Below are 14514 nucleotides of genomic sequence, written 5' to 3'. Positions count from 1 at the left end.
GCGGACGATCTGCTTCCGGGAAGGCGGGTTTACTGTGCTCATGGATGATCTGAGCCCGACGGCCAAGGCGTTGCTGGCGCTCGAACTGATCCAGGACTGCCCGGGGATCACAGGGGAGCGGCTGGGGCTCAAGCTCGGCGTGACCGACCGGGCCGCGCGCCGGTACGTCGGGATTCTGCGCGAGGCGGGGATCCCGATCGAGTCCACCCCAGGCCGGTACGGCGGGTACCGGGTCGGGCGAGGTTTCCGGCTGCCGCCGTTGATGTTCTCGACCGCCGAGGCGCTCGGGTTGATGATGGCCGCGCTGGAGGGGCATCACCGCGCGTCCGACCCCGAGGATCCGGCCGGGAGCGCGCTCAACAAGATCATCCGGGTGCTGCCCAGGCCGGTCGCCGAGCCGGCCGAGTCGATGCGCCGCCTCATCACGCCACGGCAGGCAGCCGAGGGGACCTATCCGAATCCGGAGACGACCGCTGCGCTGGTCCAAGCATGTTCTGCGGGCCGCCGGTTGCGTATCGGCTACCGCCGGGGCGACCGCGATGCGGTGACGATGGAGGTCGACCCCTGGGCGGTCACCGTGCGCCAGGGGCTGTGGTATCTGCTCTGCTGGTCGCACACGAAAGACGCGCAGCGGGTGCTGCGCGTCGATCGGGTCACCACGACCGAGACGCTGGCCGACACCTTCACGCCGGTCGAGGACATCGATCCGGTCACCGCCATCGAGGACCACTTCGCGCAGGGCTGGCGCTACCAGATCGAGGTGGTGATCGACGCGCCGCTCGCCGACATCGTGCTCGCCCGCAAGCTCGGCCGGCTCGAGGCGATCGACGAGACCCACACCAGGCTGATCGGCAGCACCAACGAGCCCGACTGGTACGCCTACCGCCTGGCTTCCCTCGAACACACCTTCTCGGTGGTCGAGCCACAGGAGTTGCGGGATGCGCTCCACGTGCTCGGCCAACGCATCCTTAAAGCTTCAGTGATTTAAGGAGCACAGGCCAGGGAGGCGGTTCCCCAGTCGGCGTGGTCGCTGTTCTTGCCGTTGCCTCCGTCGGTGGTGGCCAGGGTGAGGCTCTTGATGCCGGTGACGTCGAGATCCAGATGGGTCGCGGTGTCGCCGGCCCGGATGACCGGGGTGTTGGCCAGCGTCTGCCCGTCACCGACCACGACGAACGTGACCGAGCCTTCGCTCGACTCAGTCCCGTCGTCGACGCCGACATCCGCGACGAAGCGCGTGCAGACACCACCGAGCCAGGTGGTCAGCGAGCTCGCCGCATGCGCTCCGATGCCCTTGGCAAACGTCTTGCCCGCGATCGTCAGCGTCCCCGGCGGCAGGTCCCCGCCATGGCTGTGGTCGCGCTGCTGTGGTCGCCCGTAGCCGTTCACCTCGTCCGTCCACGGCAGATCACTCACGTACGTCGCTCCGCGCGGCGGCAGCGGCTCGGCGAAGATCGGCGCTGCGCCGGCCGAGTGGATCAACCGTCCGTCCGGTGCCGTGTACTTGCCGGCGACAACCAATTCCAGCGCACCCCGAGCGCCACCCGCGTCGAGCCGCAACGTCCAGCTCCCGCTGACGCTCTCCCCGTCGTTCAACCGGTTCTTGGTGATCGGCGCGCCAGCGACGAGCGTCCACCCGGCCGGCACCTCAGGGGCCAGCGTGAGGTTGCGCACGGGGCCACCGGTCCGCGCGACGAAGATCCCTTGCACCTTGACCGTCCCGCCCGTGCTGATCTCACTCGTCGACGCATCCACCAACACCGTTGTGCTCGGCACGGCCGAGCGCGGCTGGTCGCAGGTGACCAGCCCTGCGGAGTACGGGCAAGCCTGCAGGGCAAAGCCGCCATGCTTGCCAACAGCAACAGTCAGCTGATCGGTTGCCCTGCGCACCGACGACGATCGGGTCAGCAACCGCCCGCCGTCCGCGACGACCTCGACCAACCACTGCTGACTCCCGCCAAGGAACGACAGCGGTACGGCGACAACGCCCGCCTCACCCGCCGTGATCCCACCGGCAAACCACCGCGTCCCACTCCGCCGCGCCATCACCACCTGCTCACCCGGTACTCCGCCAACTAGCCGAGTCTCGTCCCAGCTGGTCGGCAGCTGACCCAGGAAGCGCGCGCCCTCAGGCTGCGACGCGAGCTCCTCCGGCGAGCTGACGACATGCGTCCAGCCGGACTCGTAGACGACCGGCAGCGCGAGCTCGTGCGCGTTGGACGTCTCCGGCTTCGGGTTCGCCGCGGTCGCGAACCGGGTCGGGGTGTAGTCCATCGAGCCGATCACGTTCCGGGTGAACGGCAGGATCGTGTTGCGGCCTGCGTTCAGCCCGTTCTCCTCGCCGCGGACGCCCTCCATCGTCATCACGTGCGGCCAGGTCCGGGCCAGTCCGTGCGGCACGGTCGAGCCGTGGAAGTTGATCATCAGCCGGTACTGCGCGGTGTCGGCGAGGATCGCGTCGTACCACTGGTACCGCGCCTGGGTGTCGGACTCCATGAAGTCGACCTTCACACCCTTGACGCCCCAGCGGACCAGCTTCGGCAGCCAGTCGTCGCGCTGCTCCTGCGTCTGCAGATTCGTCCAGTGGAACCAGACGAGCACGTCGACGCCCTTCGCCCGCGCGTACCGGGTCAGCTCCGGCAGCCAGGCCGCCTTCCAGCCTTCGTCCACGAGCACGTACTTGAGGTTGTTCTTCGCCGCCGCGTCGACATAGTCCTTCTGGCGTTCGAAGTTCCCGGGGCTGGAGTTCTCGGCGAGCCAGGACCAGGACGACAGTCCGGGCTGGATCCAGCTGGTGTCGGTGAAGCGGGCCGGGTCAGCGAGGTCGTCCACCAGGGTCGACGCGGTGACGGTGGCCAGGGTGCCGACGATCATCGTCCGCCAAGCAGTTGCCAAGGGCCCTGATGAGGTGACCTGCGGGTCGGCCAGCTGGACGTCGTACCGGCTGGAGCCCTGGGTGTGGGTCAGGCGCGCACCGGAGTACCGGCCGTCGAGCCCGGACTCGGCGAGCAGCGCATAGTTGCTCCCGGCCCGGAAGAGAGCGGGGTGTCCGAACTGCCCGCTGGGTGCGGTGGCGGCGGTCGCTCGCGCGTGCTCGTTCTCGTGCTGCGGGCTGTAGGGCTGGAGCCAGTTGGTCGCGTCGGCGGCAAACGTGAAGCCGCCCGTCTCGCGCTGGACAGTCACCGGCCCGGGCAGCTCGTACCGGTACGCGACGCCGTCGTCGGACACCCGCACGACCAGCGCGAACGCCCCCTTCGCGTTGCCGAAGGTCAGTCGGCTCTCCTGCTGGAAGACGCTCCGGTCCCGCTGCTTCCCGGACGTCATCCGGTACGACGAACGCAGCGTCCGGTGGCTCTCGGCTGTCAGAGCGAGATCCGTGGACAGGTCGCCGGCCGCGGTGATCACGCCGAGATCGGCGACGCTGACCACCTCGGTGGCCTGGGAGCTGACCTTGAGCCGCAGCTTGCCGCTGGTCGACTCCAGCGTCGCGCCGACCCCTTCGACGCCGGGCAGCACCCAGGTCGCGGTCGAGGCGGCGCTGGCCGGGGTTGGAGCGAGCGGAAGCAGTAAGGCGCTGAGCAGTAGAGGGAGGAGCTTGGGCATGAGCGATCCTCATGATCGGTGAACGGGCGGGCACACCAAGTCGCGATCACGCTAGAATCAAATGTTGATTACTGCAAGATGCCGTGCGCAAATGTCGGAATACCGCCGCCTCAGCTCTCGCAGCAGAGTCGGTGCAGCCACTCCGGCTCGTGCCACCAGTACTTCGGGTCGTGGGCGTGCGCCTGCTCCCGGCTGAGCGGTTCCGCTCCGTTGCCTGTAGCAACGAGTGCGGGTGTGGCCGGCTTCGGCGTGAAGGGAGCGAGGAGTTGGTCGACGGTGTGCAGCTGGCCGGCCACCATCACCTGCTGGACCGCTGCCGCGTGGGTGATATCCGCCAGCGGATTGCCTCGGACGAAGGACAGATCGGCTTGGGCGCCAGGCTTCACCACCCCCAGCTTGTCGCCCAGCGCGAGCCATTTCGCCGGATTTCGGGTCGCCGTCGTCAGCGCTTCGTACGGCGTGAAGCCGCCTGCGACCATCGAGCGGAGGTTCGCGTGCAGCGAGACGGCGATGTTGTCCAGCGGTGAATCCGTGCCGGCAATCACCAGACCGCCCCCTCGATGGATCCGCAGCACCATCTCGACATTGCCGGCCAGCAGCGCCCGGGTGGTGACCCCGGCCGGCCCCGCAGCAGCGGCCACCTCGGCTTGCAGCGCGGCGTACTCCCAGGCGGGGTACAAGGTGGTGGTCCGTCGGTCGGTGAGCAGCGACGGGTCGTCCACGTGCGCCATCGTCGAGTTGAAGAGCGTGGGGGTGACCGACATCCCGGACTTCGTGAACAGCGTGATCACGTCGGAGTACGCGCGGCCGAGCCGGCTGACGGTGTGCGAGTAGCCCAGCCGATTGGTCGCGCCGGTGTGCTCCATGCCGTCCATGCCGAGGTGTTCAGCGGGGTAGAGATAGTGCGAGGACAGTTGCAGACCGAGCCGGTGGACTGCCGCGATCACCCGCCGTTGGTACTCGATCGGCAGCCGGACGTAGGTCTTCACCAGGTCATAGGCGAGTCCTTCGACCCGGTCGAGTTCCAGTGCGAGTTGCCGCAAGGACAGGGTCGGTCGCATGAAGTTGTAGTAGACCCGCGACCCGTCGATCGCCTCCCCGGTGGCGAAGTAGCGCGGCCCGGTGAGAGTGCCGTGAGAGAGCGCTTCCCGGGTCTCCTGCATCTGGTAGACGGGATCGCCGGGAGAGCGCGTACTCGTGATGCCGTAGGCGAGCCAGAGGTTGCCCTGCCGGGCACCCCAGGCCCGGCCGCGCAGGTGCCAGTGGTTGTGGGCGTCGATCAGCCCCGGCATCACGGTGAGTCCGCCGGCGTCGATGTCGGCCTTGCTTCGGTGTGGCCGGACGGCGGCGATCCTCGATCCGTCGACGACCACATCGACGTTGTTGCGCAACTCCGGAGCCCGACCGTCCCAGAGGGCGCCGGCGTGGATGGTGACGTGCTGGTTGATGGTGGCGCGGCGCCAGTGCAGGTCGAGTTCGACCGTCCGGGGTCGCGTGCGGCGCAGGTCGGTACGGCGTACCAGGCCGTTGTGGAGGTAGAGCAGGGTCCGGTTGTCCTGCCAGACCGGGGAGTCAGTGGCCTCGGAGGTCACGGCTCGGGGTTGGCCGGTGAGGCGACCTCGGCGATCGACCGGTACGACGTACAGGAGGCTCTCGACGACGAAGGCGAGGTGCTTGCCGTCGGGCGAGAAGACGGGGCCGTCGTCGCCTCGGGTCGCGAGCGAGCGGAACGGCATCGGCTCGACGTACTCGAGGGCGGTGGTTGCCACGTCGACGTACAGGAGTTGGCTGGTGCCTTCGCGGAAGCGCTTCGAGAACGGTTTGACCGCGGCCAGGACGATCGTGCGGCCGTCGGCGGACCAGCTGACGCGACCCGGCTGGAACAGGGTCGGGGTGAGTTGGCGGACCTGACCCGAGTCGAGCTCGAGGGTCCAGGCGATCCCGTCCTGGTCCTGGTAGGCGACCTGACGGCCGTCGGGGGAGAAGCGTGGCGCGGTCTGGGCCCCGGGCAACGAGGAGAGCTTGCTGTCGGCACCGGTCTTCAGGTCGTGCAGCCAGAGATCGGCGGTCCCGTCGCGATCGCTGGCGTAGAGCAACTTCCGGCCGTCGGGTGAGAAGTCGGGGTCGGAGTTGAAGTAGCCGTCGGCAACGAGCTTGCGTGGTTGCCCACGGCCACTGGTGTCGGCCAGCCAGAGCGCGTTCAGGGCCCGGAAGGCGATCCGGCGACCGTCGGGTGAGACGGTCGGCGAGGCGATACCGGAGACCGGCCGGCGCCGGGTCGACTCGAGGTCGGGCGCCTTCGGCCGGGGTCGGCGAGACGTCACCGGTACGGCGGCTGTGAACGGAATGAGGGTGTCCGTGCCGGCGTCGAGTTTCCGGACCTGCCCGTCGGCGGTGTAGAAGAGCTCGCCGGCCGAGTCCCAGGACGGCGGCAGGGCGAAGACGTCCTTGCCGGACGTCACTGCTTGCTCGCCGATCACGAGATCGCTGGCAGGGCCGGTCAGGCGCACGTAGGCGAGCTGCCCGGTGGGTGAGTAGGAAGGTCCGTAGAGGCTGCTGCCGGTCACGGCCGGCACCGCGGTACGGCGCTGTCCCGTGCGCAGGTCGAGCTCGACGATCGACGCCGCGTCGACGGTGAAGGCGATCTTGTTGCCGTCGGGGGAGTAGACCGGCTCGGCCTCCTCGCTCAGGTCGTCGGTCAGCGCGACGATCGTGCCGCTGCTCACGGTGAGCTGATGGATGCCGTAGCTTCCGGTGCCACCGCGATCGGAGGAGAAGGCGATCGACTTTCCGTCCGGCGCGACGGCCGGTTCGCGGTGGTCGAAGCGGCCGGTGGTCAACTGGCGCAGCCCGGAGCCGTCCGGGCGAATCGTCCAGAGGTGGTAGTTGCCGTCGCGATAGGACTGGAAGACGATGCTCGCTCCATCGGGCGACCAGCGCGGCCGGCTGGCGTCCTGCAGATCGTCGGTGAGTCGCCGGGACGGCCCGCCGGCCGCAGATGTCACCCAGATCGCGGTCACCAGATCGAAGGCCAGCCATCGACCGTCGGGGGAGACCGAGACCATGAAATTGGTGCCTTCGGTCAACACGGCCTGCCCGCCGGTACTGCGAGCAGCGGCCGTTGCCGTCAATGGCAGGGAGCCGGCCGCGGCCACTCCCGCACTCAGTTGCAGGGCGCGGCGGCGGGAGACACTCCAGAAACCCGGATCATCGAGATTCACAGCGGATCCAATCCCTCAGGGCGGTGAGGACGCCATCGAATCTGCCACCGGGGTCGCTCACGGTCCGCCCGGATCGGCGTGTCGGCTAGGGTCTGCGGCATGAAGTCTGTGTCGCCGGCGGTCCGGGCGAGTGTCGCTGCCGGGTTGTGTGTCGTGATCGCGATCGTGGCGGCGCTGGCGGTGGACAGCCGGCTGGATCGGCACTGGGTGATCCGCGGCATCACGTTGGCGGTGGCGATCTGCTGCGCCGGCGTGCTGTGGACCGACAAGCGGCGGAAGGCCCGGCAGATCATCGGATTCGTCGGGTTGCTGATGTTCGGCCTGGTGTTCCCGGTCACCTCGACGACCTGGTCGCAGCCGCCGGAGATCAAGTTCGCGCTGGCGGTCGCCGACGACGCCAAGGCAGCCGCGCAGAAGCAGGCCAGCAGTGTGGTGAGTGTCGCTGACGTGAAGGCGGCGACCGAGGCGCGCGGCGGTGCGGTCGGCACCTTGAAGACGGACCGCACCCCTGAGGTTCGTAACGCCGATGCCTATCCGCTGGTCATTCGCGCCAAGAAGGACCAGGGTCGGCCGCGGGCCTGTCTGGCCTTTGAGCACGGGTTGGACGCCAAGGTCCGTCCCTGCTGATCACCTCGGCGCCGGGATCGCCGTCGCGGCGTCGTACCAGGTGCTGAGGTCGGTGGCGCTCGGGGCGAGCTGGATCTTCCTGGCGATGGCGACGAGGTCGGCCAGCTTGACGGTCCTGCTGAGACTCTGGACGGTGAGGGCGAAGCCGGCGCCCTCCAGGTGGATGAGTTCGGTGGGACCATTGCCCGTGATCGGCAGGGCGACCGTGGGGTTACCCGGGTCGGAAGGACCGTTGTAGAGGTTCAAGTACCAGGCGTTCAGGCCATTGATTGTGGCATCGGGCTTGAAACCGCTCATCGAGATGCCTGCCGGAGACGTTTCGTACCAGATCTTCACGTCGGTACCCCGCTGAGGGTCGCCCGTCTTGGGATTGCCGTCGGACCAGAGGGTGAGGAACCGGCGGCCGGTCCCAGCGGTCTCGCCTTCCGGGCTCCAGTAGCTCACCTGCTCCGGCTTGAGCCCGCCCGGCAGCACCTCGATCTTGTACGGCGCCGCGAGGCGTTCGCCGGTCGAGACGGCGCGGGCGAGTTCCGTGGCCTTCGGGAGATCGGACTTCCACAGCGAGTGGGGTTCACCCGTGCCCCCTCCGTTCGTCTGGCAGGCGACCAGTGCCCACAAACCGCGGGCCGGCTGCCAGGCGATCGTCTGGCCCGGTTGCGCCGGGCTCTGCAGCGTGTAGCTGCCCTTCAGTGGCGGCAGCAACGGATCGATCTTGGCGGACGTGATGATCCGGCCCTTGGCGCCGTTGACGTCCACGGTCGGGCTGTCGGCCGGAATGGTCTCCGGGTCGAAGTCGCCGTTGCGGTGTGCGGACACCAAGCACCCGCCGGACCCGGAGCCGGCGATCTTGGTCAGCTCCCAGGTCTGCCGGTTCGGCGTGCTGACGAAGGGGTTGACCCGCATCTGCTGCGGCGCCGGAACGGTGAGCCACGGCGTCCAGTCGGCGGCGGTGAACTGGTCTGCAGCCTGCTCCGAGGGCTTGAGGTGGTCGACCAGGAGCGAGCCGCCGATCAGGGCCGCGGCGGTGGCCAGGGCCGCGCCCAGGACGAGCGGCGTGCGGCTTCGGCGTACCGGCTTGGTGGCGGGCGGCAGCGCGGCGAGGATGTCGTCGGCCGCGGGCGCCGAGTCGGCGAGGTGGTCGAAGGCGGTGCGGAGGTCTTCCTCAGTGCGCATGGGTTACTCCGGTGTTCTGAAAGGATTTGGGGGCCACCAGTTCGATCCGGAGCGTGGCCAGGGCGCGGGACGCGTGGGCGCGGACCGTGCTGCCGGAGCAGCCGAGCAGGTCGGCGATCTCCGCGTCGGTCAGGCCGCCGAAGTACCGCAGTACGAGTACTGCGCGTTGCCGCCGGGGCAGCTTGGCGAGTTCGGCGATCAGTTCGTCGCGATCAGCCTGCTGGTCGGCGTGGTCGGCCACCGTCTCGGCGGTGAAGATCTCCGGCCGGGGGACGAAGCGAGACCACTTGCGGCGCCAGGAGAGGTATTCGTTGACCACCATCTTGCGCAGATAGGCCTCGGGATTGGCGGCCGCGGCGACCCGGTCCCAGTGCCGGTGCGCCTTGATCGCGACCTCCTGCACCACGTCACCGGCAAGGTCGCCGGAGCCGCACAGGACGGTCGCGAACCGGAGCAACGTGGGCAGCCCGGCCCGGGTCCACTCGTCGAACGTCACGCGGTCTCCTCGTCCGGGCCGGTCGATCCCGGCCTGTACCACTAAAGACTGCGCCGAGGGTCGATCTGCTGTCTCCGGGAGTGACCAGAGTGTGAGAAATCGATTTCCAACCCTCGCCCGAGCGGAATCCGGACCCTAGGGTCGGGGTATGACTCTTCCGAATCTGTCCGGAATCAGCGCGGTCGTCGACGTGCGGACGCGCTCCATCAGCCCGGAGAACCCGACCGGCGAGCCCGGCCAGGGCGGGCGGCGTACCGAGGGGACGGGGGCGAACGCGGCTCGTGATCTCGGGGTCGGCTGGAAGGTCTCGCCGTCGATCGAGATCGCGGCAGGGGAGACCGTGACGCTGGCGGACATCGCCGGGCCGGGCTGCATCACGCACATCTGGCTCACCACCCACACCGACAACTGGCGCCGCCTGATCCTGCGCGGCCACTGGGACGGCGACGAGGCACCCGCGATCGAGGCGCCGGTGGGGGACTTCTTCTGCTCCGGCTGGGGGCGCTTCGCGCAGGTCAACTCGTTGCCGGTCGCGGTGAACCCGAACGGTGGCTTCAACTGCTACTGGGAGATGCCGTTCAGCTCGCAGGCGCAGTTGACGCTGGAGAACACGCACGACTCGGCGGTGATCGTGTACTTCCAGGTGGACTACTGGCTGGGCGCGATCGCGGAGGGATCGGCGTACCTGCACACGCAGTGGCGTCGCAGCAATCCGCTGCCGTCGAAGACTGTCCACACGCTGCTCGATGGTGTGGAGGGGCCGGGGCATTACGTGGGGACTTATCTGGCTTGGGGCGTGAACAGTTCCGGTTGGTGGGGCGAGGGAGAGGTCAAGTTCTACCTCGACGATGACGAGGAGTTCCCGACCATCTGCGGCACGGGGACGGAGGACTACTTCGGTGGCGCCTGGAACTTCGACATCGGTGAGGATCGCGGCGGGTACACGGAGTTCAGTACGCCGTACCTCGGGTTGCCGCAGGTGATCCGGCCGGACGGGCAGTACCAGAGTCAGCAGCGGTTCGGGATGTACCGCTTCCACCTGCCTGACCCGATTCGCTTCCGGGAGAAGCTGCGGGTCGACGTACAGGCGCTGGGGTGGCGGTCGGGTGGTCGGTATCTGCCGCTGCAGGACGACATCGCGTCGACCGCGTTCTTCTATTCGACGGCGGCCAGCACTACGCGGCCGGAACCGCCGACCGCTGACGTGATGGAGATCTGCTAGGGCGTTGGGAGTGGGTGGTCCAAGGCCGAGGCAGTGAGGACCACCAGCGCCGTCGTCCAGGCGAGAGGCGCTTCGCCGGCGGGCTTGAGATCGCGGTTGACCTTCTCGGGCAACGAGCCGGTCGCGGTCCGGTGCGTGTTGAGCCAGGCAAGGAGTTCTTCCGCAGTACTGCGGTCGCCGCGGGCGGCGGCGCTCAAGGCGAACAGGGCGGTCTGCGGGGTCCACGAGACCCCGTCGGTGCGCCACTCCTCGCCGGGGGTGACGCCGCCGTTGGGTTGGGTGAGCGCGTGGCGCGTGGTCTCGATCGCCTTCGTCGCCACGTCGCGGGCGGGGGCGAAGGGCGGGCCGAGAACGGTGACGATCGCGTCCGCGCCGCCGCCGATGCCGATCGGCTCGACGCCGGGCTCGAGGTAGCTGACCGCCTCGGCGGGTGTGCGTGGATAGCTGGGACCGAACTTGTCGTCGGTTGCCTTGGACAACCTTTCGAGCGCGTGCTGCCAGCTGGCGACCTCGGTACTGCGGTCCAGCGCGGCCGCGATCCGCAGGCCGGACCTGAGCCCGGTGATCAACGGCGCGATGGTGCCAAGGGTGACCTTCGACTCCGAGCGCTCCCAGTAGTCGGGCGAGGCGGCCGGCAGGTCGTCATCGCCCAGTTCGGCGACGATCTGATCGCCGGACTCCTTCACCATCGCCCAGTACTGCGACAGCGGCGCGCCGGTCGAGAGCGTGACTGCCTCGGCGCCGGAGCGGCCGGCCGCCTGCCGCTTGGTCTCGGCGCAGAACCAGGTCGCCCAGAGGACCCAGCCGGAGCCGTCGAGTTGCGGCTCACGGCCGTCGGCGACCTCTTTGCCATCCGGAGCGGAGTACCGGGCTCCCCAGCGGCCGGCGGACGGCCTGATCTTGTCGAGGAAGCCGAGGATCTTGTCGGCCTCGGCGTACTGGCCGACGGAGCAGCGCGCTGCCGCGACGAACGACGCGTCGCGCGGCCAGACGAACCGCCACGGACCGTCCCAGCCGGCCAGCGTCGCGCCGCCGGGCAGGGTGAGCGCGTCCAGATCGGCCAGCGCGTCCCGGATCAGCTCCGGCCGGGCCAGGTCGGCCGAGTCGACCGGTGGCTCGATCTCGACCGGGCCAGAGCGACCGGTGATGCCCTCGGCAACCAGTTGCGGTTGCGGGTTGCGATCGAGGTTGACCGCGGTGCCGGCGGCCAGGACGGCGAGCAGGACCGCGATCACGGCGTACGGGAACCACCGCAGCCGCAGCGCGCCGTCGTCCCGCATCTCACTCTCCTCATTGACCGAGGTGCTGGACCTCGGCCTCGAACTTACGCCGGGGCGCGAGCTCGACCAGATACATCGCGGACATCACCAGCGCGCCGCCGATCAGCATCCGCGCGGTCACACTCTCCGTCCCGAACAGTACGGCGAACGCGGACGCGAACACCGGCTCCATCGTCATCGCGATCGCCGCCCGGGTCGGCGTCAGGTGCGCCTGCGACCAGGTCTGCACCATCAACGCGAGCGCTCCGGCGATCAGGGCCATGTAGACGACCGAGATCCAGTCTCCCGCACCGGTCGGCAGGGTGAAACCGCCGGGGATCGCGCCGACCGCGCAGACCGCGGTGATCACCAGCATCTGCAGGGCCGACAGGCCGAAGGCGTTCTCCGGGGTGGACCAGGCGCCGAGGCCGATGATGTGGAGCGCGTAGAGCCCGGCCGAGGCCAGCGTGAGGAGCTCGCCGGTGCCCATGGTGAAGCCTCGCAGCGAGAGGACTCCGAGGCCGATGGTTGCGAGGACGACGGCGACCCAGGCCCAGCGGCCGATCTTGTGCCGCAGGATGACGGCGGCCAGCAGAGGCGTGAAGACGACGTACATGCCGGTGACGAAGCCTGAGACGCTCGCCGAGGTGTGCCTGAGGCCCTCGGTCTGGACCAGCTGGGCGATGCCGTAGGTGATGCCGAGGGCAACACCACGGCCCTTGTCCAGCCGGCTCAGCTTGGAGATCGCCGGCGGGTGGATGGCGATCAGCGCGACGGCGGCGATCGCGAATCTGAGCGCCAGGTAGTCGGCGACGTCCATCCGCGCCAGGAGATCTTTGGTGAGGAAAAAAGTCGAGCCCCACGCCGCGGCCACCGCCAGCAGAGCCAGTACGGCGACCCGGGACCTGTTCACGACCAAAGCCTCTCAGACACCTGACACGTTGAGCGAATCCCGCGCTGCCGCGCCCGCTCGCTCCTGCGTCGCTCACAGCTTGGCGCTCCCACCCACCCTTGGTCGCTCCTGCGTCGCGCGAGCGTGGCTCCTGCGTCGCCGGGTGTTGCTTTCTGCGCTGCGCGGGGTTGAGAGCGGGCTCCTTCGTCGCCTAGCTCCCGCGTCGCGCAGGAGACGCGGTGAGTGCCTGTCTTGCGCGAACGCGAAGCACCACTCTGCGCCTTGCGCAACACGCGAGTTGACCTGCAACAGAACCCACATCACCTACCCCACCGAACACTCCCGCCTGTTCTCCCACCCGCGTGGCATGCTCGGGAGCATGACGGATATCACCGCTAAAGCCACCGAACTCCTGCGTCTGCATCACACCGGCGAGACGCTGGTGCTCCCGACGGTCTGGGATGCCTGGTCGGCCAAGACAGTCGTCGACGCAGGCTTCCCCGCGCTGAGCATCGGCAGCCATCCGTTGGCTGACTCGCGTGGGCAGAAGGACAACGAGGGGATGACGCTTGACGACGCGCTGGACGGCATCCGGCGGGTGACCGGGGCGGTCGACGTACCAGTCACCGCTGATGTCGAGTCCGGTTACGGCACCAAGGCCGCCGAGTTGGTGGAGCGGGTGCTGGAGGCCGGTGCCGTTGGCATCAATATCGAGGACACCCTGCACCACGAAGGGCGGCTGCGCGAAGTACAGGAGCACGCTGACTACATCGGCGCGTTGCGGGCTGCCGCCGACCAAGCCGGTGTCGATCTGGTGATCAACGCCCGGACCGACGCCTTCCTCGGCAACGTGGTGACCTTCGATGATCCGCTGGCTGAGGCGTTGACGCGGTTGAAGGCCTGTGAGGCAGCGGGGGCGCGTTGCGTTTACCCGGTCAAGATTCCTGATGCCGAGACGCTGCGCACCCTCCTCACCGAACTGTCCGGGCCGGTCAACGTGACCGCGCATCCCGTCGACGGCGCGGCCTCGGGCTCGTACGACGAACTGAAGGCGGCCGGCGTGCAGCGGATCACCTTCGGGCCGCTGCTGCAGATGGCGTTGGCTGACAAGGTGGCCGAGCTCGTCAAGCCCTGGCGCTGAACCAGGGGAGGGTGCGCCGGGGAGACGAGAAGAGGTGCCAGGCGGTCGCGTAGAGGAGCAGCGCGGCCGCGAGTCCGGCGCCTGCTCGTTTGGCCGCTCCGGTGAGGACGCCTTCGGCGATGGCGGTCCAAGGCGCCGGGCCGGTGGTAGTGGGGTAGCTGGTGCTGGTGACTCCGTTGCCTTCGTCAACGGTGACCGGGTGGGCGTAGTCCACTTCGGTCACCGTTGAGAAGTTGGTGTAGTCGTGGTGCGCCAGGGCGGCGGCGCCCAGCACGGGGGCCGCGATCAGGAGCACGATCACCAGTCGGCGCGTAGCCGTGGCGAGGTGAGGAGTCGACGAGGTGCTGCGGAGTTGCGAGCGGTGCTTCCAGAGGAACCACGCGACGGTGATCAGACCGAAGGCAGTGCTGGCGTACTGGAGCAGCCGGGCGGGCGCGAAGTCGGCGTCGGTCAGGAGATCCCAGAGGTCGTGGGTCGCGACGCCGATCAGGGCGGAGACGAGTAGCCAGCCGAAGTGCTGCGCGGTCCTCGGTCGCGCTGAGGTCGGGAGGCTCAGGCCGGCTGGGAGCAGTGCGGTGAGCGGAGCCCGGACGAGGCGGTAGGCGGCCACCAGGAATACGGCGTACAGGAGGGCGATGGGGAGGCCGCTGAGGGCGTGCGTGTGGGTGGCGTTGAGGAGTGGCTCGTACCAGTCGTCGGCGCTGGTTGCGGTCAGGCCGGCGGCGTTGAGGAAGTAGGGGACGTCGGGTGCCATCGCGCCGGCGACCAGTGCTGCCGGGACGAAGGGATGGCGCAGCAGAGGAAGTACCGCGGCGGGGTGAGCCAGGGTGAAGGGCATCTCGAGGGTCTTCTCTGCTCGGCGTCGGATGGTCCGCTGCCGAGA

Annotated in this window: 11 protein-coding genes; 4 read left to right on the top strand and 7 right to left on the bottom strand. The window is 68.8% G+C overall.

Annotated features, from left to right (window positions below; translation table 11 throughout):
- Positions 1-40 precede the first annotated feature (40 nt).
- The gene (locus AB0P21_RS06170) at positions 41-988 is read left to right on the top strand and encodes a WYL domain-containing protein (protein ID WP_363694106.1); all 948 of its coding nucleotides are present in this window, start codon (positions 41-43) and stop codon (positions 986-988) included.
- Here the strand turns inward: AB0P21_RS06170 and AB0P21_RS06165 are convergent.
- Together AB0P21_RS06165 and AB0P21_RS06160 are read right to left on the bottom strand one after the other, a co-directional pair.
- Positions 985-3600: a glycoside hydrolase family 97 catalytic domain-containing protein gene (locus AB0P21_RS06165; protein WP_363694104.1), complete on the bottom strand. Its 2616-nt coding sequence runs from the start codon at positions 3598-3600 to the stop codon at positions 985-987. The two genes, AB0P21_RS06170 and AB0P21_RS06165, sit on opposite strands and share 4 nt — an antisense overlap.
- 110 nt (positions 3601-3710) lie before the next feature.
- On the bottom strand, positions 3711-6821 hold the full coding sequence (locus tag AB0P21_RS06160; protein ID WP_363694103.1) for a DPP IV N-terminal domain-containing protein: 3111 nt from the start codon (positions 6819-6821) through the stop codon (positions 3711-3713).
- Between the two features lie 99 nt (positions 6822-6920).
- Here AB0P21_RS06160 and AB0P21_RS06155 point away from each other — a divergent pair, with 99 nt between their 5' ends.
- Entirely contained in the window at positions 6921-7448 is a 528-nt protein-coding gene (locus tag AB0P21_RS06155; RefSeq protein ID WP_363694101.1) for a hypothetical protein, read from the top strand.
- Here AB0P21_RS06155 and AB0P21_RS06150 read toward each other — a convergent pair whose 3' ends face one another.
- Both AB0P21_RS06150 and AB0P21_RS06145 read right to left on the bottom strand, forming a co-directional pair.
- A complete protein-coding gene (locus tag AB0P21_RS06150; RefSeq protein WP_363694099.1) occupies positions 7449-8621 on the bottom strand; it encodes a hypothetical protein in 1173 nt (390 codons plus the stop codon).
- Positions 8611-9117: a SigE family RNA polymerase sigma factor gene (locus AB0P21_RS06145; RefSeq protein ID WP_363694097.1), complete on the bottom strand. Its 507-nt coding sequence runs from the start codon at positions 9115-9117 to the stop codon at positions 8611-8613. The genes AB0P21_RS06150 and AB0P21_RS06145 overlap by 11 nt, the downstream gene beginning before the upstream one ends.
- Positions 9118-9265: 148 nt before the next feature.
- On the opposite strand from AB0P21_RS06145, the gene AB0P21_RS06140 reads away from it, so the two are divergent.
- The gene (locus AB0P21_RS06140; RefSeq protein WP_363694096.1) at positions 9266-10339 is read left to right on the top strand and encodes a glycoside hydrolase family 172 protein; all 1074 of its coding nucleotides are present in this window, start codon (positions 9266-9268) and stop codon (positions 10337-10339) included.
- On the opposite strand, the gene AB0P21_RS06135 is transcribed toward AB0P21_RS06140, so the two are convergent.
- Both AB0P21_RS06135 and AB0P21_RS06130 read right to left on the bottom strand, forming a co-directional pair.
- The gene (locus tag AB0P21_RS06135) at positions 10336-11619 is read right to left on the bottom strand and encodes a glucoamylase (protein ID WP_363694094.1); all 1284 of its coding nucleotides are present in this window, start codon (positions 11617-11619) and stop codon (positions 10336-10338) included. The two genes, AB0P21_RS06140 and AB0P21_RS06135, sit on opposite strands and share 4 nt — an antisense overlap.
- Before the next feature lie 10 nt (positions 11620-11629).
- On the bottom strand, positions 11630-12511 hold the full coding sequence (locus AB0P21_RS06130) for a DMT family transporter (RefSeq protein WP_363694093.1): 882 nt from the start codon (positions 12509-12511) through the stop codon (positions 11630-11632).
- Positions 12512-12869: 358 nt separating this feature from the next.
- Here AB0P21_RS06130 and AB0P21_RS06125 point away from each other — a divergent pair, with 358 nt between their 5' ends.
- Positions 12870-13631: an isocitrate lyase/phosphoenolpyruvate mutase family protein gene (locus AB0P21_RS06125; RefSeq protein WP_363694091.1), complete on the top strand. Its 762-nt coding sequence runs from the start codon at positions 12870-12872 to the stop codon at positions 13629-13631.
- Here the strand turns inward: AB0P21_RS06125 and AB0P21_RS06120 are convergent.
- Positions 13615-14469, bottom strand: coding sequence for a DUF4184 family protein (locus AB0P21_RS06120; RefSeq protein ID WP_363694090.1), 855 nt, complete (start codon positions 14467-14469; stop codon positions 13615-13617). The genes AB0P21_RS06125 and AB0P21_RS06120 overlap by 17 nt on opposite strands.
- Between the last annotated feature and the right edge of the window lie 45 nt (positions 14470-14514).

This window comes from Kribbella sp. NPDC056861, from assembly GCF_040687575.1.
In the GTDB taxonomy this organism is placed as follows: domain Bacteria; phylum Actinomycetota; class Actinomycetes; order Propionibacteriales; family Kribbellaceae; genus Kribbella.
This window is presented reverse-complemented; position numbering and strand designations above follow the sequence as displayed.

Excerpts from the sequence above, each read along its gene's own strand:
- AB0P21_RS06170 (WP_363694106.1), top strand. The coding sequence starts at position 41 with ATGGATGATCTGAGCCCGACGGCCAAGGCGTTGCTGGCGCTCGAACTG.
- AB0P21_RS06165 (WP_363694104.1), bottom strand. The coding sequence starts at position 3,600 with ATGCCCAAGCTCCTCCCTCTACTGCTCAGCGCCTTACTGCTTCCGCTC.
- AB0P21_RS06155 (WP_363694101.1), top strand. The coding sequence starts at position 6,921 with ATGAAGTCTGTGTCGCCGGCGGTCCGGGCGAGTGTCGCTGCCGGGTTG.
- AB0P21_RS06150 (WP_363694099.1), bottom strand. The coding sequence starts at position 8,621 with ATGCGCACTGAGGAAGACCTCCGCACCGCCTTCGACCACCTCGCCGAC.
- AB0P21_RS06140 (WP_363694096.1), top strand. The coding sequence starts at position 9,266 with ATGACTCTTCCGAATCTGTCCGGAATCAGCGCGGTCGTCGACGTGCGG.
- AB0P21_RS06135 (WP_363694094.1), bottom strand. The coding sequence starts at position 11,619 with ATGCGGGACGACGGCGCGCTGCGGCTGCGGTGGTTCCCGTACGCCGTG.
- AB0P21_RS06125 (WP_363694091.1), top strand. The coding sequence starts at position 12,870 with ATGACGGATATCACCGCTAAAGCCACCGAACTCCTGCGTCTGCATCAC.
- AB0P21_RS06120 (WP_363694090.1), bottom strand. The coding sequence starts at position 14,469 with ATGCCCTTCACCCTGGCTCACCCCGCCGCGGTACTTCCTCTGCTGCGC.